At 68.4% G+C, this 20,331-nt stretch carries 21 protein-coding genes and 4 tRNA genes; 10 read left to right on the top strand and 15 right to left on the bottom strand.

Translation table 11 applies throughout. The features are described 5' to 3' along the window. The first annotated feature begins 302 nt into the window (after positions 1-302). Positions 303-1,757: a DUF3987 domain-containing protein gene (locus tag HNR40_RS17030; RefSeq protein ID WP_184962271.1), complete on the top strand. Its 1,455-nt coding sequence runs from the start codon at positions 303-305 to the stop codon at positions 1,755-1,757. An 839-nt stretch (positions 1,758-2,596) separates the two neighbouring features. On the opposite strand, the gene HNR40_RS17025 is transcribed toward HNR40_RS17030, so the two are convergent. From HNR40_RS17025 to HNR40_RS16975, 11 genes are all read right to left on the bottom strand, one after another. Then, a complete protein-coding gene (locus HNR40_RS17025; protein WP_184962270.1) occupies positions 2,597-2,818 on the bottom strand; it encodes a DUF397 domain-containing protein in 222 nt (73 codons plus the stop codon). Between the two features lie 170 nt (positions 2,819-2,988). Further along, on the bottom strand, positions 2,989-3,264 hold the full coding sequence (locus HNR40_RS17020; protein ID WP_184962268.1) for a hypothetical protein: 276 nt from the start codon (positions 3,262-3,264) through the stop codon (positions 2,989-2,991). Beyond that, positions 3,261-3,605 carry a hypothetical protein gene (locus HNR40_RS17015; RefSeq protein WP_184962266.1) on the bottom strand — a complete coding sequence of 115 codons (345 nt, stop codon included), beginning with the start codon at positions 3,603-3,605 and terminating at the stop codon, positions 3,261-3,263. Before HNR40_RS17015 ends, HNR40_RS17020 begins: the two co-directional genes overlap by 4 nt. Positions 3,606-3,669: 64 nt before the next feature. Beyond that, positions 3,670-4,518: a helix-turn-helix domain-containing protein gene (locus tag HNR40_RS17010; protein WP_184962264.1), complete on the bottom strand. Its 849-nt coding sequence runs from the start codon at positions 4,516-4,518 to the stop codon at positions 3,670-3,672. 24 nt (positions 4,519-4,542) lie between these two features. Next, positions 4,543-5,061, bottom strand: coding sequence for a DUF6879 family protein (locus HNR40_RS17005; RefSeq protein WP_184962262.1), 519 nt, complete (start codon positions 5,059-5,061; stop codon positions 4,543-4,545). Then, positions 5,030-5,278 (bottom strand): hypothetical protein, encoded by a 249-nt coding sequence (locus tag HNR40_RS17000; protein ID WP_157245640.1) that lies wholly within the window; start codon positions 5,276-5,278, stop codon positions 5,030-5,032. The genes HNR40_RS17005 and HNR40_RS17000 overlap by 32 nt, the downstream gene beginning before the upstream one ends. Before the next feature lie 242 nt (positions 5,279-5,520). Then, positions 5,521-5,595: transfer RNA gene (locus HNR40_RS16995), tRNA-Val, on the bottom strand. A gap of 22 nt (positions 5,596-5,617) precedes the next feature. Beyond that, a tRNA-Gly gene (locus HNR40_RS16990) sits at positions 5,618-5,689 on the bottom strand. Positions 5,690-5,738: 49 nt separating this feature from the next. Then, positions 5,739-5,809 (bottom strand) — tRNA-Cys (locus tag HNR40_RS16985). A gap of 16 nt (positions 5,810-5,825) precedes the next feature. Then, positions 5,826-5,897 (bottom strand) — tRNA-Gly (locus tag HNR40_RS16980). Positions 5,898-6,003: 106 nt separating this feature from the next. Then, positions 6,004-7,827 carry a peptidoglycan recognition protein family protein gene (locus HNR40_RS16975; RefSeq protein ID WP_184962260.1) on the bottom strand — a complete coding sequence of 608 codons (1,824 nt, stop codon included), beginning with the start codon at positions 7,825-7,827 and terminating at the stop codon, positions 6,004-6,006. A 202-nt stretch (positions 7,828-8,029) separates the two neighbouring features. On the opposite strand from HNR40_RS16975, the gene HNR40_RS16970 reads away from it, so the two are divergent. Together HNR40_RS16970 and glmS are read left to right on the top strand one after the other, a co-directional pair. Further along, the gene (locus HNR40_RS16970; protein WP_446685776.1) at positions 8,030-8,305 is read left to right on the top strand and encodes a hypothetical protein; all 276 of its coding nucleotides are present in this window, start codon (positions 8,030-8,032) and stop codon (positions 8,303-8,305) included. A 27-nt stretch (positions 8,306-8,332) separates the two neighbouring features. Next, entirely contained in the window at positions 8,333-10,141 is a 1,809-nt protein-coding gene (glmS, locus tag HNR40_RS16965; RefSeq protein WP_312896389.1) for a glutamine--fructose-6-phosphate transaminase (isomerizing), read from the top strand. Between the two features lie 3 nt (positions 10,142-10,144). On the opposite strand, the gene HNR40_RS16960 is transcribed toward glmS, so the two are convergent. Continuing rightward, on the bottom strand, positions 10,145-11,332 hold the full coding sequence (locus tag HNR40_RS16960) for a cytochrome P450 (protein ID WP_184962254.1): 1,188 nt from the start codon (positions 11,330-11,332) through the stop codon (positions 10,145-10,147). Between the two features lie 52 nt (positions 11,333-11,384). Here HNR40_RS16960 and HNR40_RS16955 point away from each other — a divergent pair, with 52 nt between their 5' ends. After that, positions 11,385-12,185, top strand: coding sequence for an SAM-dependent methyltransferase (locus HNR40_RS16955; protein WP_312896388.1), 801 nt, complete (start codon positions 11,385-11,387; stop codon positions 12,183-12,185). Between the two features lie 7 nt (positions 12,186-12,192). On the opposite strand, the gene HNR40_RS54620 is transcribed toward HNR40_RS16955, so the two are convergent. Continuing rightward, complete coding sequence (locus tag HNR40_RS54620; protein WP_184962252.1) at positions 12,193-13,575, bottom strand: alpha/beta fold hydrolase; 1,383 nt, start codon at positions 13,573-13,575, stop codon at positions 12,193-12,195. 80 nt (positions 13,576-13,655) lie between these two features. On the opposite strand from HNR40_RS54620, the gene HNR40_RS16945 reads away from it, so the two are divergent. From HNR40_RS16945 to HNR40_RS16925, 6 genes are all read left to right on the top strand, one after another. After that, positions 13,656-14,225 (top strand): ArsR/SmtB family transcription factor, encoded by a 570-nt coding sequence (locus HNR40_RS16945; RefSeq protein ID WP_184962250.1) that lies wholly within the window; start codon positions 13,656-13,658, stop codon positions 14,223-14,225. A gap of 85 nt (positions 14,226-14,310) precedes the next feature. Then, complete coding sequence (locus HNR40_RS16940; protein WP_184962248.1) at positions 14,311-15,237, top strand: Bug family tripartite tricarboxylate transporter substrate binding protein; 927 nt, start codon at positions 14,311-14,313, stop codon at positions 15,235-15,237. Beyond that, positions 15,150-15,971, top strand: a complete 822-nt coding sequence (locus HNR40_RS54615; RefSeq protein ID WP_246509162.1) for a ribonucleotide reductase barrel domain-containing protein — start codon at positions 15,150-15,152, stop codon at positions 15,969-15,971. Before HNR40_RS16940 ends, HNR40_RS54615 begins: the two co-directional genes overlap by 88 nt. Continuing rightward, positions 15,865-16,401 (top strand): ribonucleotide reductase barrel domain-containing protein, encoded by a 537-nt coding sequence (locus tag HNR40_RS54610; protein WP_246509161.1) that lies wholly within the window; start codon positions 15,865-15,867, stop codon positions 16,399-16,401. Before HNR40_RS54615 ends, HNR40_RS54610 begins: the two co-directional genes overlap by 107 nt. Before the next feature lie 105 nt (positions 16,402-16,506). Continuing rightward, positions 16,507-17,463, top strand: a complete 957-nt coding sequence (locus HNR40_RS16930) for a ribonucleotide-diphosphate reductase subunit beta (protein WP_246509160.1) — start codon at positions 16,507-16,509, stop codon at positions 17,461-17,463. A 54-nt stretch (positions 17,464-17,517) separates the two neighbouring features. Then, positions 17,518-18,582, top strand: coding sequence for a mechanosensitive ion channel family protein (locus HNR40_RS16925; RefSeq protein WP_312896387.1), 1,065 nt, complete (start codon positions 17,518-17,520; stop codon positions 18,580-18,582). 40 nt (positions 18,583-18,622) lie between these two features. Here HNR40_RS16925 and HNR40_RS16920 read toward each other — a convergent pair whose 3' ends face one another. Both HNR40_RS16920 and HNR40_RS16915 read right to left on the bottom strand, forming a co-directional pair. Next, on the bottom strand, positions 18,623-19,525 hold the full coding sequence (locus HNR40_RS16920) for a cytochrome c biogenesis CcdA family protein (RefSeq protein WP_184962242.1): 903 nt from the start codon (positions 19,523-19,525) through the stop codon (positions 18,623-18,625). Continuing rightward, positions 19,522-20,241, bottom strand: a complete 720-nt coding sequence (locus HNR40_RS16915) for a DsbA family protein (RefSeq protein WP_184962240.1) — start codon at positions 20,239-20,241, stop codon at positions 19,522-19,524. Before HNR40_RS16915 ends, HNR40_RS16920 begins: the two co-directional genes overlap by 4 nt. Positions 20,242-20,331: the final 90 nt, after the last annotated feature.

The following is a 20,331-nucleotide window of genomic DNA, read 5'->3' as shown; positions in this document are numbered from 1 at the left end:
AAAGGTAGGAAGTCGAGCCCCAGACATAAGCCAGCCCGTGAGTGTCACATCCGCCAAGACACGCACTCACGGGCCAACACCAGGAAGGCTATCAAGCCCATGTCCTCCAACGCTCCTGTCATCGCTCCTGAGACGTTCCATGGCCTGTTCGGTCGCATCGCTGACGCTCTCGACCCCCACACGGAGGGAAGCAAGGTCGGCGTCATGCTGACGCTCATGTCCGCCTACTCGGCGTACGTGGGCTACGGCCCCAGCGTGGAGACCGGGAAGGGCTCCACCCCTCTGGCTCTGTGGGGCGTCTGGTGGGACGCTCCGGTGTCGGTGCGAAGGGCACCGCTACTGGCATCGCGCGTCGCGTGGTGAACGCGGCATTCTCGACGTTCGCGGAAGAGTCCACGGTAGACGGGCTTCCGGCCACGGGCCTGGGGTTGATCACGGAACTGTCAGACCGTGCGGAGGGCACGCTCGCGAACCCGGTGTGGTTCGTGGAGGAGGAGGGGGATGCCCTTCTGTCCAACGCTCGCAGGGATGCGAAGTTGGGTGTCTACCTGCGGAAGGCGTTCGACGCCCAATCCCTGGCGCACAAGACGAAAGTCGATGACCTGCGGGTACGTCGTCCGCACCTGGGTTTGATCATGCACGTGCAGCCGAAGAACTGGGCGGCTGTGGCTGGGGGCAAAGATGCCACAGGCGGTACCTGGAACCGCGTTCTCCCTGTGTGGGTTGAGCAGTCCAAGGTTCTGCCCCTGTTCGAGTCCGCCGACGCTCATGAAGTCATCCGGCAGGCCGGACGCGCCCTCAGGCAGGCCGGTGAGTACGCGCGTCAGGTGGACACGGTGACCGTGCCTGCACACGTGGCACGGGTCTTTGAGACCAAGCACCGGCCAATCGTGCGGGCGATGATCGCGACCGAAGCCATGAGCCAGTACGCAGAGCGGGCGATGATCTACATGATCCGCCTCGCGGGACTGTTCGCCCTGTCGGAGCGCCGGGACGAGATCAGCGAAGCTGACTTCGATGCAGCGTTGGCGCTGGTCACCTACTCGATTCAGACGATCGCTTATGTGCTGCCCGAAGCTGAAGCGTCGGAGGAGACCGCGCTTGCGGTCAAGATCGAGAACTTCGTGAAGGAAGCCGGACACAAGGGCGTCCAGTCCACGGTTCTGTACCGGAAGTTCGGCCTGAAGAAGGCCGACCTGGAACTTCTCCTTCAGGATCTCGACACGATCGAGGCGGTCAAGATGCCGTCCACGGGAGGTCGGCCCGCCCTGGTCTACAGGTATGCGGAGCCGCTTGACGAAAGCGGCACGGTCGAGCTGTGGGGGGATGACCTTACAGAAGAAGTCCCCGAGGTCATGGAACTTCCGTCGTTGCCGGAAGTCGCCCCCGAGGTTGTCTCTCCTGAGCCTGTCGCACCGGCCACGCCGGTGGTTCGGCCGGTCACGGTCAACCCCGATCTTCCCAAGGGCGTTGACGCTCTGCGGGCGTTCTTCCAGAGCATGGAAGGGCCGGAGACGGCTCCCGAGCCTGAGGAGGAGGTCACGGAGGAGGCTGCCGTCTCTGAGGACGCGGTAAAGGCTTACCTTGCTTCCCCGGCAGGGGCGGAACTCCTTCAGGGCATCCTGGCCCAGATGCTCGCCGTACAAGCCCCTCAGGTCCCGCAGGAGGCTCCTACGGCCAAGCCCAAGACCACACGGCGCAGCCGCGCCAAGAGCGCTCCTGAGGCTCTGTTCCCCGCCGCTGAAGTAGCTGCCTAGCAACAGATAAAGGCCCCCGCTACGGCGGGGGCCTGTTCTGTTCTCACGGCTACATCGGTACTTCCCAGAGCGTGTACACGCTCCCGGCCCGTACGGGTACGTGACCCTCGAACGGCTCAGTACGTTGAATCCGACGCGTACCGGCCACCCGGCCGGGCGATCGCGGGCAACCCCGTCCTTGAGGTTCGCGTCCGTCTCGCGGATCTGTACCGCTGCGCCGTTGGCCGGGCTGGTCGGCTAGAAGTCCACGACTGCCAGCCACCAGCCGAACGCGAGAGCCAGCAGCAGGAACGGCGCGAGCATGTACAGGTGCTTGCGCAGCATCGAAATGCCTCCAAACACGCGGGTTGGCCTGGGAAGACTGAGCCGGCCGCTACTGCCCGTTGCGGGACTGAGGGCACGGATGGTTTACGTGCCTGTTCGGGCAGCAGATCATGCTGACCTTGGCGAAGCGGCCTCCTGGTAGCCACGTGGACCACTCCACATCGACCCCCCGCGGCAACAGGTCATACGCCTGATCCATACGCAGAGACAACGGGATCTGGTCGTGAGGTACGGCTGGCGCGTACTGAGACCGCATCCATGCGATGGCCTTGTCCACGTCGTCGAACGTCTCGGCGATCCGTGATGCGGGTTTGGCCAGCCATTCACCGGTCCGCATCGGTGGCAGGACAGAACTAAAGAATTCTGGTGACGTCGGGCGGCGTTCGCCTTCACGGGCCAGGTCTTGCCCGTTGCCGTGCCAGGTGTAGCCGTGCCAGTGCAACAGATCCCCCCGTACAGTCGAAGCGTGGCCCCTGCCTGTTTCAGTCGGGCAGGGGCCATCAAGGAGCGGCGTGTTAGATGGTCGTCATCCCGGCCGCGCGAAGCTCGGAACCGGTGAAGCGGAGCGTCCCGGCATCCGGGTTCTTCGAGTCACGCAGGGCGAACGCGTCGTCCACGCCCGTAAGCGAGGCGATCTCCAAGCAGCTCTCTCCTTCGCCGTCCTCGTTGTTGTTGCCTCCGCACATGCGGCGGAAGTCCATTGGGCTTAGCTCTCTCGCGTACAAGTCCACAGACATGCTGAACAGACCTCCTAGCGATGTGGTGGGTGGATTTGATGGCCCCCGTCATCTCGCAGACGGGGGCCACCTTCACGGCCAGCCCCGACACGGTGGTGTGGTGTCCTCGGGCAGGTTGGACCAGCCGTGAGCTTTGAGTGTCAGCTACCTCGATGCCCGCAGGGTGGGCGTCAGGATGCCTCGGCGGCAACAGCCGTGGGTTTGGCCCGACGCGTGTCGGCCAGGAATGCCTTCAGGAACGCTTCCAGCAGCATGTCTGCTCGTGCCTTCGCCTTCTCCAGGTCGCGGAAGTCCTCCGCTGGCAGGGTGACGCCTTTGGCGTCGGGCAGCCTCGGTGCAAGCGTGAACTGCGAGCCGTGGCGGACAATCGAGAACGCCTTGATCTCCCCGACCATCCCGTACTCGGTATCGGAGAAGTAGGGCTTCCATTGGATCTTGAGCTTCATGAGGCCGTCTCCTCCACGTCAATCAACAGCCCCCAGGGCTCAGTGTTCGGGCGCTTCTCAAGCAGCCCATGCGCTTCGGCCAGCTCCAGATATCCGCCGAACCCCGCCGCCATGGAGCGCTGGCAGTCCTGCACCCCTCGCGCCACTAGCAACGCTCGGTACTCGTTCGGCGTCCAGCTCTCCGGCAGCTCGGGTTCCGTCTCGGCCTCCGGCCCAATCTCCGCCAGCTCCTCCGGCGCAAGATCCCCCACGAAGGCCCTGCGCCTGCTCCGGACGTCAGAGGCAAGCTCGCAGGTGAACGAGGCTGCCTGTCTGCTGGATGGTCTACGTGTGGGGGCCATGCTTCGACGGTAGGAGCGGCTACGAGCCAGGCTCAACGAGTGTGGCAATGTGTGGCATGCGAGTTCATTGCATGTCGGCCAGGGCTTTGGCTATAACCGAGCGCGCCTCAGATCCAGTGACCGCCATGCTGGCTAGTAGCTCGAACTCACGGCGATATTGATCGATCTCGGAAGGCACAGTGACGTTTATGGCGGCTGTCAACAGTTCGATTCGCACTTCGGCTTGGTCATAGATGTTGAAGTTGCCGAGTGCGTGCGTCTTACGTGCCCTGCTGAACGGAATCACCATGAGTGAGACGGACGGCAAAGCCATGACCATAAGGAGGTATCCGAGCTGCCCGGCCATGACCGTAGGACCGCCGATTTGGTAGCGCAAGACGGACTCTTCCAGGATGAATGCGAAGCGATGGCCACCTTCTCGCAAGAGCCGGGCGCGCTTCATGCGCGCAGCAACGGCGGCTTCAACATCATTGGGCAGCTTGTTGCGAACAGCGACCGCCGACAAGATCGCAGTCGCGTACTCCGGCGTCTGTAGTAGACCGGGAATCACCTGGGAGGCGTAGCTCCGAAACTCCTGAGTCTGCTCGAACACCGCAGTCCGCTGCTCCTGGAGCCGACGTAGGCCCGTGCGCTGGAGTCGCTTCCATTCCTGATACATGCCGGTGACGGCGCGCAGTGCAGCCAGGAGATCATCAGTTTGATCTTCGGCTCGGCAGAGCCGACACCAGGTCCGAATGTCGGCCAAGGATGGGGACCGCGCTAGGTGCTCAATCTTGCTGATCTTGGTTCGTTCCCAACCGGCCAACCTCGCCAGCTCGATGGCGGTCAACTCTGCTTCCTCGCGCATAGCGCGTAGCCGACTGGCGAGCGCTCTACGCGCTTCTTGGACCGAAGACGAGGGCGAGGTGGGCACGATGGTGCTCTCGCGGGCTGTCGTCTACAGAGGCTTGTATTCTGCGTGGTCGATTGCCCGGAGCCAGACTGCCTCAAAGGCAGACTGACAGAGCTGGATGACAGGAGGCTCTGTGCGTAGTTCCTTGCCGGTCACGGAACCGTCTCCGGCGAAGTGGCCGAACCTGACGAGATGATCGTCAAACACCCAGAAGTCGTTTCCAGGCAGGCATAGATCAGATGCTTGACTCCGAGGGAGCCAGCGCACGCGTTCCCCTGCGACGATGTTCATGGAATCCGTTACCGAGTGCTCAAAGCGGATGTAGTCGGTGATGGGTTCAGAGACGATCCGGGCACGACGGACCGTGACGCCTCTAGACACGGCACTGTCGATGATGTCCCTCCATTCGCGTTCCCGCTGCGTGCGGTCGAAGGGCGGTCCGCCCAGAAACGCGATGAACGATGGGTCGTCGGGCGTATAGACATCACGCATCTCTAGATGCACTGCGCTGTAGGAGGCTCCTGCGATCAGCTCAGGGAAGGGTGGAACTGTCGTCGAGTTCACGCAGCGCCTCCAGGATGTGCTTTCTCATGCGGGCCGGGATGATGATCGCCGTCTCGCAGGACTTTAGTCCCGTACTCGCCTTGATGGCGGCGAGGTCGGAAGGGTCGGTGATCGTCTCGCCGATGACGGCGAGATCGCCCGTCTCCTCGTCGAGGTGCAGGGCGGGGCAGTCGTCGCCGTCAGTGTCGGGATCGATCACGAGGAAGCGTAGCCGCATGGTTTCCTCCCGGATTGGACTGTGTCGGACTGTGGCGCACCTGAAGCCTGAACGCCCGCCAGGTTGGCGTCAAGTGCCGAGGCCAGCGCCTAGCTGCCACACATCAGCACATCGTCAGCACGCGTACTGGCAACCGTCGCGAACAACCACAAACAACAAGAAGCCCCAGACTCGCGGCATAGGCCATGAGCTGGGGCTCTGTCTCCTGTTTGACCAGGTCAAGCCTGATATGCTATGGAGCGTGGTGGACGATACTGGGATTGAACCAGTGACCTCTTCCGTGTCAGGGAAGCGCTCTCCCGCTGAGCTAATCGTCCTGGGATTATTCAGTTGTTAACGAGCGGAAGACGGGATTCGAACCCGCGACCCTCACCTTGGCAAGGTGATGCTCTACCACTGAGCCACTTCCGCATGGCGCTTGACCTACTTTAGCGGATCCTGGCGGTCCGCCGTACAACCGAGGTGGAGACGGGATTTGAACCCGTGTAGACGGCTTTGCAGGCCGCTGCCTCGCCTCTCGGCCACTCCACCAGGAGATCGCACTCCGAGCGGAAGACGGGATTTGAACCCGCGACCCTCACCTTGGCAAGGTGATGCTCTACCACTGAGCCACTTCCGCGTGTGTCCGGCGGTGAGCGCCGGTCACGGGAAAACCATATCGCTTCCGTGGAGTGCCCGTGCGCAACGCGCGTCCACACGGGGACGTTCGGCTCGACGTCCTCGTGTCATCTGACGAGCCGCACGTCCTCCGCCCGTACGAACATCACCCGGTGTCCGAGCTGGATCTGGTGGTAGCGCAGCCGGCCCTTGACGGTGTCGTGGCGGGCGGGGTGGATGGAGTCGGCGCGGTGGTAGGTGCCGGTCAGGGTGAGGCCGGTGGAGTAGGACTGGCCGCGGCGGATGACGTAGTTCAGGGGGACATGGCGCTGGAAACGGCTACGCGATCCGGCATAGGCGGATTTTTCGGGGTACGCCCGGCCGTACACCCGCACCCTGTCCTTCACCGGCGTCACCAGCGGGCCCGCGGCCGGGATGGCGGTCGGCGCTGACGGCGGGTTGTGGAACCAGGCCCGCTGGCCCAGGTACCAGATCGCGGTCCACTCGCCCTCGCGCCCGGCCACGGCGAACCGCTGGCCGGTCGAGGCACGCGCGCTGTGGTCGTACACGCTGTAGGTGCTGTCCTTGCCCACGCGCTTGCCGATGTCGTCGACGAGCGGCGCGTCCTCGCGCGGGGCGGTGCGCAGCCATACCGACGCCGAGCCCTGCGACGGGCAGGCGCGGGCCGGGCGCTTGCTGGAGCAGCCGGTGTAGTGCTCCCGGTGCTCGTCGAAGTCGGGGCGGATGATGATTGATTCGCCCTTCCCGGCCGGTTTGAGCGGGGCGTCCATGAGGGCGAAGTAGCGGGCCCAGTCCCAGTACGGGCCGGGGTCCTCGTGCATGCCGGGCACGGTGCTCGGGGTGGTGCCGGGGACGTTGTCGTGGCCGATGATGTGCGCGCGGTCGAGCGGCACCTTGTACACCGACGCCAGGTGCTTCACCAGCCGCGCCGACGAGCGGTACATCGCCTCGGTGTACCAGGTGCCGCCCCGCGCCAGATAACCCTCGTGCTCGATGCCGATGGAGCGCGAGTTGATATCCCAGTTGCCCGCATGCCAGGCGATATCGCGATTTCGCACGTGCTGGGCGACATGTCCGTCGCGGGAGCGGATGGTGTAGTGCCAGCTGACATATCTGGGATTGCCCACCATGGACGGCACACCCGCGTATGAGCCCTCGGTGTCGTGGATGACGATGTAGTCGACGCGCCTCGGCCGGTTCAGGCGGTCGTGGTTGCCGTAGTCCTTCTTCTTGCCGAACTTCCTGAAGGCCGCCGGCATCCACTCGCAGTCCAGCGACGTCGGGCACTCGGCCGGGCTCGCCGCCTTCCGCATCGGGCGCGCGGGCGGCACCGCCCCGGGCGCGGCGGCCAGCCGTACGAGGGACCCGTCGTCGGTACGGCGCGCCGCACCCGCCCTCATCAGCGCGAACACCTCGTCCGCGAACCCCCGCGACCCCGCGTACCGCACGACCGCGTCATACCAGTCGGCCGGAGCCCCGCCGGGCCGCCCCCGATAGGAGGCCAGCAGCGCCGCCCCGCCCCTGATGTTCGCGGCCGGATCGCGCCGCAGCCGCCCGGCCCCGATCCCGCTCACCCGCGCCGCCTCCCCCAACGTGTCCTCCGGGACCTCGGCAGAACCAGCAGGGCTTTGGGGTGTTGTGGGGAGGTGCATGGGGCGGGCGTCGTCGCCGCGTGGGTCGCCGTCGTGATGATGGCCTTCCGGTACGGCCGCGCCCCCGTCCACCAGGTGCATCGGCCCATACCCCCCGGAAACGCTCGGTTGCCCGGCATGGTCGTCCCACCGCGACTGCAGATAGGAGACCCCGAGCAGCACGCTGACCGGAACGCCGTACTCCCGGGCCGCTTCGGCGAAGTCGCCCTGTCGGCCGGGCTGTGGGGTGGGTGCGGTCAGGAGGCCGGTGGCGAGGGTGAGGGCGATCCAGTGTGGCATGACAACTCCCACGGAAAGGCAGCATACAACTACATAGAGTAATCATGCCCTGTGAGAAGAGTGTCACCCGGGGCGTGCGATGCGTATGTGGTCCGATTTTGCGGCCTTCCGAGGCAAAGGCACGGGACGAAGTCGCCAATTCCTGCCCGATTTCGGGCAGGAAGTTGTTTGAACATGGCCCAGATGCGTAATGTCCTCGACTGTGTCCACGGCACGGCATCCCTACGAAGAGCTCATCGCGCACCTCACCAGGACCAGTCCGCTGGGCCCCGGTGAGGCGGCCCGCGTGGTCGCCGAGGTGCTGGCGTACTTCTCCGAAACGGTGGAGGAGTTCGTCCGGCGGCGGCACGCCGAGTTGAAGGCCCGCGGCCTCACCAACGACGAGATCTTCCCCAGGATCGCCGCCGAGTTGCCAGGACGCCGGGTCGCGGCACCGGAGCTGTCACTGCGCCAGCTGCGCCGCATCGTTTACGGATAAGAGAGGACGCCCCGTATGTGCGGAATTGTGGCTTACGTCGGTCCGAAGGACGCCGCCCCCATCCTGCTGGAGGGACTGCAGCGGCTGGAGTACCGCGGGTACGACTCGGCCGGGGTCGTCGTCTCCAGCAAGGGGTTCAAGGTCCGCAAGGTCAAGGGCAGGGTGGCCGACCTGGCGCAGGCCGTACCCGCGCGGTTCAAGGGCACGCTCGGCATCGGTCACACGCGGTGGGCCACCCACGGCGAGCCCAGCGACGTCAACGCCCACCCGCACCTTTCCACCGACGAGCGCGTCGCGGTCGTCCACAACGGCATCATCGAGAACGCCACGGAACTGCGCGCCAAGCTGGAGGCCGACGGCGTCGTCTTCGCCTCCGAGACCGACAGCGAGGTGCTCTCCCACCTGATCGCCCGCACCGTCGAGGAGACCTCCAGCCTGGAGGAGGCGGTCAGGAAGGCGCTCAAGAGCGTCGTCGGCACGTACGGCATCGCCGTCCTCGACGCCGAGCGGCCCGGCGAGGTCGTCGTGGCCCGCAACGGCAGCCCGATCGTGCTCGGCATCGGCGAGAAGGAGATGTTCGCCGCCTCGGACGTGGCCGCGCTGGTCCGCTACACCCGCCAGGTCGTCCACCTGGAGGACGGCGAGCTGGCCGTGCTCAGGGCCGACGGCTTCCACACCTTCGCCAGCGGCGGCCTGGAGACCGCGAAGGAGCCGCTGACCGTCGACGTCGAGGCCGGGCACTACGACACCGGCGGCTTCGAGCACTACCTGCTCAAGGAGATCTCCGAGCAGCCCGAGACCGTCGCCCGCACGCTGCGCGGCCGCCTCGACGAGCGCTTCCACATCGCCCACCTGGGCGGACTCAACATGGACGCCCGCGAGACCCGCTCCTTCCGCCGGGTGAAGATCATCGGCTGCGGCTCCGCCTATTACTCCGGCCAGATCGGCGCCCAGCTCATCGAGGAGCTCGCGCGCATTCCCGCCGACGCCGAGCCCGCCTCGGAGTTCCGCTACCGCAACCCGGTCGTCGACCCCGACACCCTGTACGTCGCGATCAGCCAGTCGGGCGAGACCTACGACACGCTCGCCGCCGTCCAGGAGCTCAAGCGCAAGGGCGGCCGCGTCATCGGCATCGTCAACGCCGTCGGCAGCGCCATCGCCCGCGAGGTGGACGGCGGCATCTACCTGCACGCGGGGCCGGAGGTCTCGGTCGCCTCCACCAAGGCGTTCACCTCGACCGCGGTGGCGTTCGCGCTGCTGGCCCTGCACTTCGGCCGCGTGCACGACCTCTCGCCCGCCGACGGCCGCCGCATCGTGGACGGCCTGGCCAAGCTGCCCGACCAGATCGAGGAGATCCTCAAGCAGGGCGACCGGATCAGGGACTTCGCCCGCAAGTACGCGGGCCGCCCGTCGATCATGTTCGTCGGCCGGGTGCGCGGCTACCCCGTGGCCAGGGAGGGCGCGCAGAAGCTCAAGGAGATCTCCTACATCCACGCCGAGGCCTACCCGGCCAGCGAGCTCAAGCACGGGCCGCTCGCGCTCATCGGCCCCGAGATGCCGACGGTGGCGATCGTCCCCGACGACGAACTGCTCGACAAGAACCTCACCACGCTCGGCGAGATCCGCGCCCGCGGCGGCAACGTCCTCATGATCGGCCACCGCGAGCCCGACGCCAAGCTGGCCGACGACGCGATCGTGGTGCCGAAGAACGAGATCGAGCTGGACCCGATCCTGCTGACGATCCCGCTGCAACTGCTGGCCTACCACGCCGCCGTGGCCCTGGAGCGGGACGTCGACAAGCCCCGCAACCTGGCCAAGAGCGTCACGGTCGAGTAGCGGCTACCTGCGCACGGGCAGGTGGAGCGGGCGGACCATGATGCTGCCCGCCGTCCACTCCACCTCCTCGGCCGGTACGGCCAGCCGCAACCCCGGCATGCGCGCGGCCAGCACGCCCAGGAACTCCTGCACCTCGGCCGTGGCCAGGTTGGCGCCCACGCAGTAGTGGGCGCCGCGGCCGAAGGACAGGTGTGACTGCCCGGCGGCGCGGTCGAAGTCCATGGTGGCGGGGGAGGGGAAGACGCCGGGGTCGAAGTTGGCCCCGGCGAAGGAGGCGATGACCCCCTCGCCCTTCCTGATCGTCCCCGACGGCAGCTCGACGTCCTCGGTGGCGACGCGGATGAGCGGGCTGTCGCCGGGCTGCTCCACGCGGAACAGCTCCTCGGCCGCCTTCGGGATCACGCCGGGGTCGGCGACCAGGCGTTCGAAGCCGTCGCGGGGAGCCAGCAGCCGCAGCGCCATCCTGGACAGGATCGAGCCGGTCGTCTCGTGCCCGGCGAGGAACAGGCCGAGCGTCATGCGGACGAGTTCTTCCTCGGTGAGCCGGTCGGCGCCGTCCCTGGCCTCGATCATGGCGGCGAGCAGGCCGTCGCCCGGGGTGTCGCGGTGCTCGGCGATCATCGTGGCGCAGTAGGCGTAGAACTCGGCGGCCGAATGGGCCTTCTCCTCCTCGGTGAGGCCGGAGGAGGAGAGCATGGCGTCCGACCAGCGCCTTACCCGCTCGCTGTCGATGCCGGGCACGCCCATGACATCGCAGATCACCTGGACGGGCAGCGGGAAGGCGAACTCGGTCACGAAGTCGAACTCGGCGGGCAGCCGGTCGGCGAGGTCGGTGGCCAGCTCGCGCAGGCGGGGGCGCCAGCCGTTCACCTGACGTGGGGTGAAGGTGCCCGACAGCAGGCGGCGCAGGCGGGTGTGGTCGGGCGGGTCCATGCTGATCAGGCCGCCGGGCGCCTCGGCGATCGTGAAGCCGCTGAACATGCGGGGCGCGCCGGGGTAGGACAGGTCGCGGCTGAAGCGCGGGTCGGTCAGCACCATGGCGGCGTCCTCGTAGCGGGTCGCCAGGTGGACGACGTCGCCGCTCGGCACCTGGATCAGGCCGAGTGGCTCCTTCTCGCGGCGGACGGCGTAAAGGTCCGATGGGGCACCCCGCGGACCGGACGGAAAGGGGAAATGCTCGAAATCGGCCATGAATCGGACGGTATCCAGTGAAGTTGTGACTGAGAAGACCTAAGATCATGATGTGGCCTTCGACCCGCAGACGCCGAATCTGGCGCGGATGTATGACTACATGCTCGGCGGCAAGAACAACTTCGGCGTCGACCGCGACGCGATCGACCAGCTGTCGAAGCACATCCCGGAGGCCATCCCCATAGCCAGGGCCAACCGCGCCTTCCTCCAGCGGGCGGTGCGCGCGCTGACCGAGGCGGGCGTCAGGCAGTTCCTCGACCTCGGCAGCGGACTGCCCACCCAGGGCAACGTGCACGAGATCGCGCCCGACGCCCGGGTCGTCTACGTCGACAACGATCCGGTCGTGGCCGCGCACGCCCGCGCGCTGCTGGAGGAGTCGGGCCGGGTCGTCTTCCTCCACGCCGACCTGCTGCGGCCCAGAGAATTACTGGCCAGTCCCGAGGTGACCGGCTTCCTCGACCGCACCGAGCCGATCGCGGTGCTGCTGGTGTCGATCCTGCACTTCGTCCAGGACGCCGACGACCCGGCGGGCATGGTCGCGGTCCTGCGCGAGGCCGTGCCGCCGGGCAGCTACCTGGTGCTCACCCACGCGGTGCCGACGCTCGGCGATCCGGAGGCGGAGGAGGAGGCCAAGAACATCTACCGGAGCTCCTCCGTCGGCGGGGCCGTGGGGCGTACCGAGGCGGAGATCCTGGGCTTCTTCGGCGACTTCGAACTGGTCGAGCCGGGGCTGGTCGAGGTGACCGAGTGGCGGCCCGACATCCCCCGGCTGGTCGGTGAGGACCGGCTGCCGCCGTACCTGCGCGCCGCGATGGGCCGCAAACCCGGCAACAGCCCCAGCCGCCCCCACTAGCCCGGTCTCACGGCATCAGCAGTCCCCAGTACAGCGCCCAGGGCAGGAAGGCGGCGGCGCCGGTCAGCAGGACGGCCAGCCGTACCCGCTCGGAACCACGCGCCCGGCGTGCGGCGGGCACCGTGAGAACGGCCGCGACCAGCGCGAGCACCGCGAGCGCCTGCAGGACCAGCCAGACGAGCGGGCGGCCGGCCACCAGCGGACCGGGGGAGCCCAGCTTGCTGCCCGACATGGTCGAGTAGAACAGGTAGGCCAGCGCGCCGAACGCCGCGACGGGCGCGGCGATCGCCACCGTCCTCGGCCAGCGCGTCCCCGTGTCCGCCGGGGTACGGCCCCGCACCCGCCTGACCAGCGCCCAGACCGGGTAGCCCAGGAAGGCCACGAGGAACAACACCAGCGCCCCCACCTGCACCACAGCCGACTCCCACCAGGCCGGCGGCGGTACCGGAACGGTCATGGACGCTTGGGTGGGCAGCTCGCCCACGCTCTCGGCGGTGGGCGGCCGCCCGGCGGCGACGCGTTTCACCCAGGTCCCGACGGCCTCGGCGTAGCCGGGCGCGAGCTCGGGGGAGCGGGTGACGCCGCGGTCGGGCGTGAGGTGGGCGGCGTGGTCGGCGCCGGCGAAGTAGCGCAGCGTGTAGTTCTCGTGCGCCAGGCCTTTGACCAGCAAGGGCGGGGTCTCCCTCGGCGGGGTGAGCAGGTCGTGGGCGCCCCAGATGCCGAGCACGGGCCGGGTGACCCGGGCGAGCACGCCCTGCGCGTCGTGCCAGGGCATCGGGAACTGCCCGGCGCCGGCCAGCAGCCGGTAGACGGCGGGCACGCCGCGGTCGGGCACCGGGCCGCTTACACCAGCGTTGCGCAGCCCGGCGGCGACCGCCCAGGTCTGCTGGCGCAGCGGCTCCATGGCGTTGCCGCCGACGATCACCACGAACGCCACGTCTTTGGAGCGGGTGGCGGCCAGCGGGGCGACCCAGCCGCCCTCGCTCAGCCCCCAGATGCCGACGTTGTCCCGGTCGACCCCCTCGAAAGCGCGCAGGACCGCGTGCGCGCCGAGCGCGTCGCCGGCCAACTGGCCGTAGTCGCGGACGGTCATCGAGTAGCCCTCTGAGCGCTTGTCGTAGACCAGCACGGCCAGGCCCTGGCGGGCGAAGGCCTCGGCCTCGGTCATCAGCTTCGTGCGCGGAGTTCCCTCGCCCGATCCGTGCACGAGCACCAGGCCGGGCAGCGGCCCGCGGGCGCCGGAGGGGATCAGCACGCTGCCGTGCAGCTGGAGCCCGCCGCTGCCGCGGAAGGTGACCTCGGTGACGGTCAGCCCGTCGGCGGCCAGCGCCGGAGCGGCCGGGATGAACGCGCAGACGAGCGCGAACAACATGATCACAAACCTCTTCATGCTGCCGACGCTACTCTGCAGAGAGGTCTCGGCAAAGAGGTGTCTGCAGAAATCATCCGGCAGGACTAAGCTTTCTCCTCATGAAGGATGAGGACGAGGCGCCGCTGTATCTTGACGACCACGAGCGCCTGAAGGCCCTGGCCCATCCGATGCGCAGGCGCATGCTGTCGCACCTCAACGTGCACGGCCCCGCCACCTCCACCACGCTGGGCGAACTGCTCGGCGCCAAGACCGGCACGACCAGCTACCACCTGCGCCAGCTGGAGAAGTACGGCTTCATCGAGGAGATCCCCGAGCGCTCGACCGGCCGTGAGCGCTGGTGGCGCAAGGCCGACATGCCGCGCGACATCCGCACGCCGAACTTCCGCGACGTGGCGCCGGAGAGCCGCGCGGTGCTGGAGGAGTTCTACCGCATCGGCATGGCAGAGGACCGTGCGCTGATGGACCGCTTCGGAGCCGCCTACCTGCGCGATCCCGACTGGGCGAAGGCCTCGCGGGGGTTCGGCCGGATGACCAAGGAGGGGTTCGACGCCTTCTTCGAGGAGTACATCGCGCTGCTGTCCAAGTACAGCTACCGGGCCGACGACGCGCCCCCGGACGCCCGCCCGCTCTACATCAGGATGTTCGCGCTGCCGGCCGATGATACGTGAAGAGTGCCCCCCGATGTGTAACACCGTGTGATCTGTCAATAACCTCATGTAATGGGAGGTCTATCGGGTTCCGGGGAGGGGCATCATGCGGCGTCGGCAGTTCTTCGCACTCGGGCTCGGCCTGGCCGCCTGTGCCTCCGGATGCGCCACCGCGGGTGGCGGCGGGCACGGACTCGGCCCCGTCGGCGTCGTCCCCGGCGGCGAGCGCTGGGCGCCCGTCGCGCAGGCGCTCTTCCGCACCCTGCGCAGGACCGGCTACCCCGCCACCGGCACGGGCGGCGCGACCACCGTCACCGTCACCGGCCTGCCCGCGCTGGCCGCCGCCGAGCTGAACGACCAGCGCCCCATGCACGTCGCCACCACGCCGCTGGCCAGGCTCACCGGCAACGTCGAGGTGCTGGTGGTGCCGGCCAACTCGCGGCTGAAGGACTTCGACGCCTTCGCCGCCCACCTGCTGGCCCAGCCGGAACGCACCTACCTGGCCGGCGGGCCCCTGGGCGAGCCCGATCACCTGCTGTTCGGCCTCATCGCGCAGGGGCTCGGCGTGGACGTCAGGAAGATCGACTACACCGGCTACCCGGGCGCCCAGGAAGTGGCGGCGGCCATGCAGGGCGGCAAGGTCGCGGCGGCCACCGGGCGGCTGCGCGACTGGCGGGCCCGGCTCGACTCCGGCCGGATCAGGCCGCTGGCCGTCTCCTCGGCCGTCCGGGTGCCCGGCGTCGAGGCCCCCACGCTCCTGGAGTGCGGGGTGCGGGTCGACTTCGCCGACTGGTGCGCGGCGGTCGGGCCCGCCGCGATGGACCGCGAACGGCGGGGCGCAGCGGTGCGCATGATGGAGGAGGCGACCCGGTCGGCGCCGTGGCACGAGGCCTGCCGCAACGGCGGCTGGGAGGCCATCCCGCTCAGCGGCGACGACTTCGCCACATGGCTGGCCACCGAGTCCGCCCGCACCCGCAGAGTACTCCGCGAACTGGGCATGCTCGACACGCCGAGCACAACATACCGGGGATAGTTGCGGGATCGGCCACTAAATGTAGGATCCTGCACTGTCGCTGGTTCGCCTCTCCCAGGAGGCGGAGCAAAAGGGAACCTGGTGCGATCCCAGGGCTGCCCCTGTATGGCGACGCCTTCGACACCGCCTACCGCGCCGCCGAGGCGGGGAGCCTGTACACGCGGCAGATGCCGGCCCGCACCCTGTACGGCCGGATGATGCGCACGCTCGCCCAGACCGGCAACGGCTGGATGACCTTCAAGGATGCCGCCAACCGCGTCTCCAACCAGACGGCCAGGCCGGAGAACGTCATCCACCTGTCCGACCTGTGCACCGAGATCCTGGAGGTGACCAGCGACGGCGAGACCGCGGTCTGCAACCTCGGCTCGGTCAACCCGGCCGCGCACCTCACCGGCGCCGGCCTGGACTGGGAGCGGCTGGCCGGCACCGTCCGCACCGCGGTGCGCTTCCTCGACCGCATCATCGACCTGGGCTTCTACCCGACGCCCGAGGCCGAGAAGGCGAACAGGCGGTGGCGGCCGATCGGGCTCGGCGTCATGGGCCCGGCCGACGTGTTCTTCGCGCTGCGGCTGCCGTTCGACTCGCCTGCGCGCCAGGATCGCCGAGACCGGGCTGCGCAACTCGCTCATGATCGCCATCGCGCCGACCGCGACGATCGCCTCCATCGCCGGGTGCTACGAGTGCATCGAGCCGCAGGTGTCCAACGTGTTCAAGCGCGAGACGCTGTCGGGTGAGTTCCTGCAGGTCAACCGATATCTGGTGCGCGACCTCCAGGGGCGCGGGCCGTGGACGCAGGACATGCGCGACGCCATCAAGCGCGCCGACGGCTCCGTCCAGGACGTTCCCGGCATTCCGGATGAGCTGAAGGTGCTCTATCGCACCGCGTGGGAGCTGCCGCAGAAGGCGCTGATCGACCTGGCCGCGGCGCGCACGCCGTACATCGACCAGTCGCGGTCGCTGAAACTGTTCATGGCCACGCCCACGATCGGCAAGCTCTCCTCGATGTACGCCTATGCCTGGAACAAGGGCATCAAGACCACCCATTACCTGCGTTCACGTCCGGCCACCCGGATCGCTCAGACCACCGTCCAGACGGCCCCCGTCCAGGAAGCGGTCGCCTGCTCCCTGGAGAACCCGAGTACTGCGAGGCGTGCCAGTGACTGAGCGAAGCGAAGGAACCATCAAACACAGCATGAAAAGCATTACTGGACCGACGAAGGAGGGCCAGTAATGTTGCTAGACCCCGGAAGGGGCCTGACGCTCCGTCCGATGCGCTACCCCGAGTTCTACGAGCGTTACCGGGCGGCCATCCGCGACACGTGGACGGTCGAGGAGGTGGACCTGCACTCCGACCTGGCCGACCTGGCCAAGATGTCGCCGCAGGAACGCCACCTGATCAACCGCCTGGTCGCCTTCTTCGCCACCGGCGACTCGATCGTGGCCAACAACCTGGTCCTCAACCTGTACCAGCACGTCAACGCCCCCGAGGCGCGCCTCTGCCTGTCGAGGCAGCTGTTCGAGGAGGCGGTGCACGTGCAGTTCTACCTGACGCTGCTCGACACCTACCTGCCCGACCCGGACGAGCGGGTCAAGGCGTTCGCCGCGGTGGACAACATCCCGTCCATCCGGGACAAGGCCGAGTTCTGCTTCCGATGGATCGACTCGCTGTCGGACCTGCAGCGGCTGGAGACGCGGGAGGACCGGCGGACTTTCCTGCTCAACCTGATCTGCTTCGCCGCCTGCATCGAGGGCCTGTCCTTCTACGGCGCGTTCGCCTACGTGTACTGGTTCCGCTCCCGCGGCCTGTTCGGCGGGCCGGCCACCGGCACCAACTGGGTCTTCCGCGACGAGTCCATGCACATGGAGTTCGCCTTCAGCGTCGTGGACACCGTGCGCGCCGAGGAGCCCGACCTGTTCGACGACAAGCTGGGCGAGCAGGTCACCCAGATGATCGAGGAGGCGGTCACCGCCGAACTGGCCTTCGCCCGGGACCTGTGCGGCGACGGCATCGGCGGCATGAACGCCGAGCACATGCGCGAATACCTGGAGTACGTGGCCGACCAGCGGCTGTCCAGGCTCGGCCTGGAGAAGAAGTACGGCACCGCCAACCCGTTCGCGTTCATGGAGCTCCAGGACGTGCAGAAGCTCGCCAACTTCTTCGAGCGCCGGGTGTCCGCCTACCAGGTCGCGGTCGAGGGCAACGTGTCCTTTGACGAGTCCTTCTGAGATCTCCGGCACCATAGGGGGAGTGTGATTTTTCGCGACAGGTGAGGAGTGACTGTGTCGACCTGGGCGATCCTGGCCCTCTCGGTGGCAGGGGCGATCATCGTCGTGGAGGTGGCCCGCAGGCTGCTGTCCAGGGCGGGCGCCAAGTGGGGCCTGGCCCGGCATCTCGTCGAGCACTGCACCTGGGCGGGCTTCGCCACGGCCGTGGTCATCGCGGCCAACGTGGCCTTCGTGCCCGCCATGTTCGGCGGGACGCCGCAGGAGCGGACCCTCGGCGAGGGCGTCGACCGGGTGCTCGGGCTGATCACGATCGCCTGCGTCACCTGGTTGATCGTCGGCGCCGCCTACGCCGTCACGGATGTCATCCTCGACCGCCTCGTGCTGGTCGAGGGCGACCGCAACCGCCGCGCCCGGCGGATCATGACGCAGATCGCGCTGGTCCGCCGGGTCGCCACCGCCGTCATCATCGTGGTGGCGCTCGGCGCGATGCTCTTCTCCTTCCCGCAGGTACGCGCGCTCGGCGCCGGTCTGCTCGCCTCGGCGGGCATAGCCGGCGCGATCGTCGGCATCGCGGCCCAGTCCACGATCGGCAACATGCTGGCCGGGCTGCAACTGGCCTTCAGCGACGCGCTGCGCCTGGACGACGTGGTCGTGGTCAACAACGAGTGGGGCCGGATCGAGGAGCTCACGCTCACCTACGTCGTCCTGCGGCTGTGGGACGAGCGGCGGCTGGTGCTGCCGGTGTCGTACTTCACCACGAACCCCTTCGAGAACTGGACCCGGCACGGCAGCCGCGTCCTGGCGGTGGTGCACCTGCGGGTGGACTGGGCGGTGCCGGTTGACGCCCTGCGCGAGGAGCTGTACCGCTTCATCCAGGAGAGCCCGCTCTGGGACCAGAAGGACTGGACCCTCCAGGTGACCGACGTGCTGCCCAACGGGCTGGTGGAGCTGCGCGCGCTGATGAGCGCCGCCGACTCGGCCTCGGCGTGGGACCTCAAGTGCGACGTGCGCGAGCACCTGGTCGGATACGTGCGCGAGAACCACCCCGAGTCGCTGCCCCGCTTCCGCGTGGACCTGCCAACCGGCCCCCAGCCCACCTCCTGGTCAGCCCAAGCCTGAGCCCGAGCTGCCCTGGTCCTGCTCGTGGCCTTGGCCTTGGTCAGCCCAAGCCTGAGCTGTCCTCGTCCTGGTCGGCCGAGGCCTGGCTGAGGCGTTCCCCGTCTGGTCGCCGGCGGGTGCGGGTCAGGCCCCAGATGGTGGCCGCGACGAGTGTCACCGCTCCGGCTCCGACCAGCGCCAGATCCGGTACGGCCGCCGCCCACGCGCCGACCCGGTCCTCGAAGCCTTCCGGCACCGGCCCGGCCAGGGCGGCGGTGCCGTCGGTTACCAGGAACACCACGCCGAGCGCCACGAAGACCAGCCCCGACAGCGTGGAGGTGGTGTGCAGGCGCCATGGGCCGATCCGCAGCCTGCCGATCAGGACCGGCCCCAGCTCGACACCGCGTCCACGCAGCCACCGGCGCCGCCCCAGGTCGTAGCGCTCCCACAGCAGGGCGAGCAGCAGCAGCGGCGCCGCCATCCCCGCCGCGTACACGGCCAGCAGCACCGCGCCCCGCACCGCGTCACCCGAGGCCGCGGCCACGGTGAGCACCGCGCCCAGGATCGGGCCCGCGCAGAACCCGGCCAGCCCGGAGACCGCGCCCAGCCCCAGCACCGCCCAGGGCGAGTCGCCGCTCAATCGGGCGCGCAGCCGTTCGACCGGCCCGAGCGTCCAGCCCTGCCCGGCGATCTGCAGCACGCCGAACACGATCAGCGCCCACCCGGCCACCGTGATCAGCAGCTCGCGGTGGCCGTAGAAGATCCGGCTGACCAGGGCCGAGCCCATGCCCAGCGGGACCAGCACCGCGCACAACCCGGCGTAGAACAGCGCCGTCCTGCCCGCCAGCGCCCGGCCGGTCGGGAAGGCGTAGCAGAAGAAGGCCGGCAGGAGCATCGCGCCGCATGGGCTGACCAGCGAGAACAGGCCGCCCAGGAACGCGGCGGCGTAGCCGATCTGGGTCAACGTGCCCGCCTGGCCTTCTCGATCGCCTTCTCGAAGGCGGCCACCGGCTGGGCGCCGAACAGCAGCTCGCCGTTGATGAGGAAGGCGGGGGTGCCGGGCAGGCCCAGTTGGAGCGCGAACTCGAGGTCGGCCTGTACGGCCTGCCGTACCGACGGATCCTTGCGGTCACGCTCGAACCGCGCGAGGTCGAGCCCGGCCCGGTCGGCGGCCTCGCGCAGACCGGAGTCGCTCAGCGGCACCTCGCCCGAGTAGAGCACGTCGTGGAACGGCCAGAAGCGGCCCTGGCGGGCGGCGGCCCGGCCGGCGTGCGCGGCGCGGGTGGAGTCGCGGCCCCTGATCGGGTAGTCGCGCCAGAAGACGCGGGCGATGCCGGTGTCCAGGTACTTCGTCTTGAGCGCCGGGGCGATCTCGCGGGCGTAGCGGCGGCAGCTCGGACACTTGAAGTCGCCGAACTCCTCGATCGCCACGAGCGCGCCCGGCTGCCCCAGCGACAGGCCGGTCTCGATGCCGGGCGCGGTCGGCCCGACCCAGGTGGGCACGTCGGAGGTACTGGGGGAAGGGGCGGGGCCGGGCGTGGTGGGCTCGGCGGGTCCCGCGGTCGGACCGGGGTCGCGGCGCAGCGCGGCCACTCCCAGAACGGTCAGCGCCGCCGCCCCCGCGAGCGCGCCTGCCAGCACCCGCCGCCGTGATCGCTCCCGTGGCAGGTCATCAGTCATCCCGTCCATCTTGGCATCCGGCGAGCGTGCCGATGACGCGATATATCTTGACTGCCCCACAAGACGCGATATATCGTCTCTCACGATACG

Source organism: Nonomuraea endophytica (assembly GCF_014203235.1).
Taxonomy (GTDB): domain Bacteria; phylum Actinomycetota; class Actinomycetes; order Streptosporangiales; family Streptosporangiaceae; genus Nonomuraea; species Nonomuraea endophytica.
This window is presented reverse-complemented; position numbering and strand designations above follow the sequence as displayed.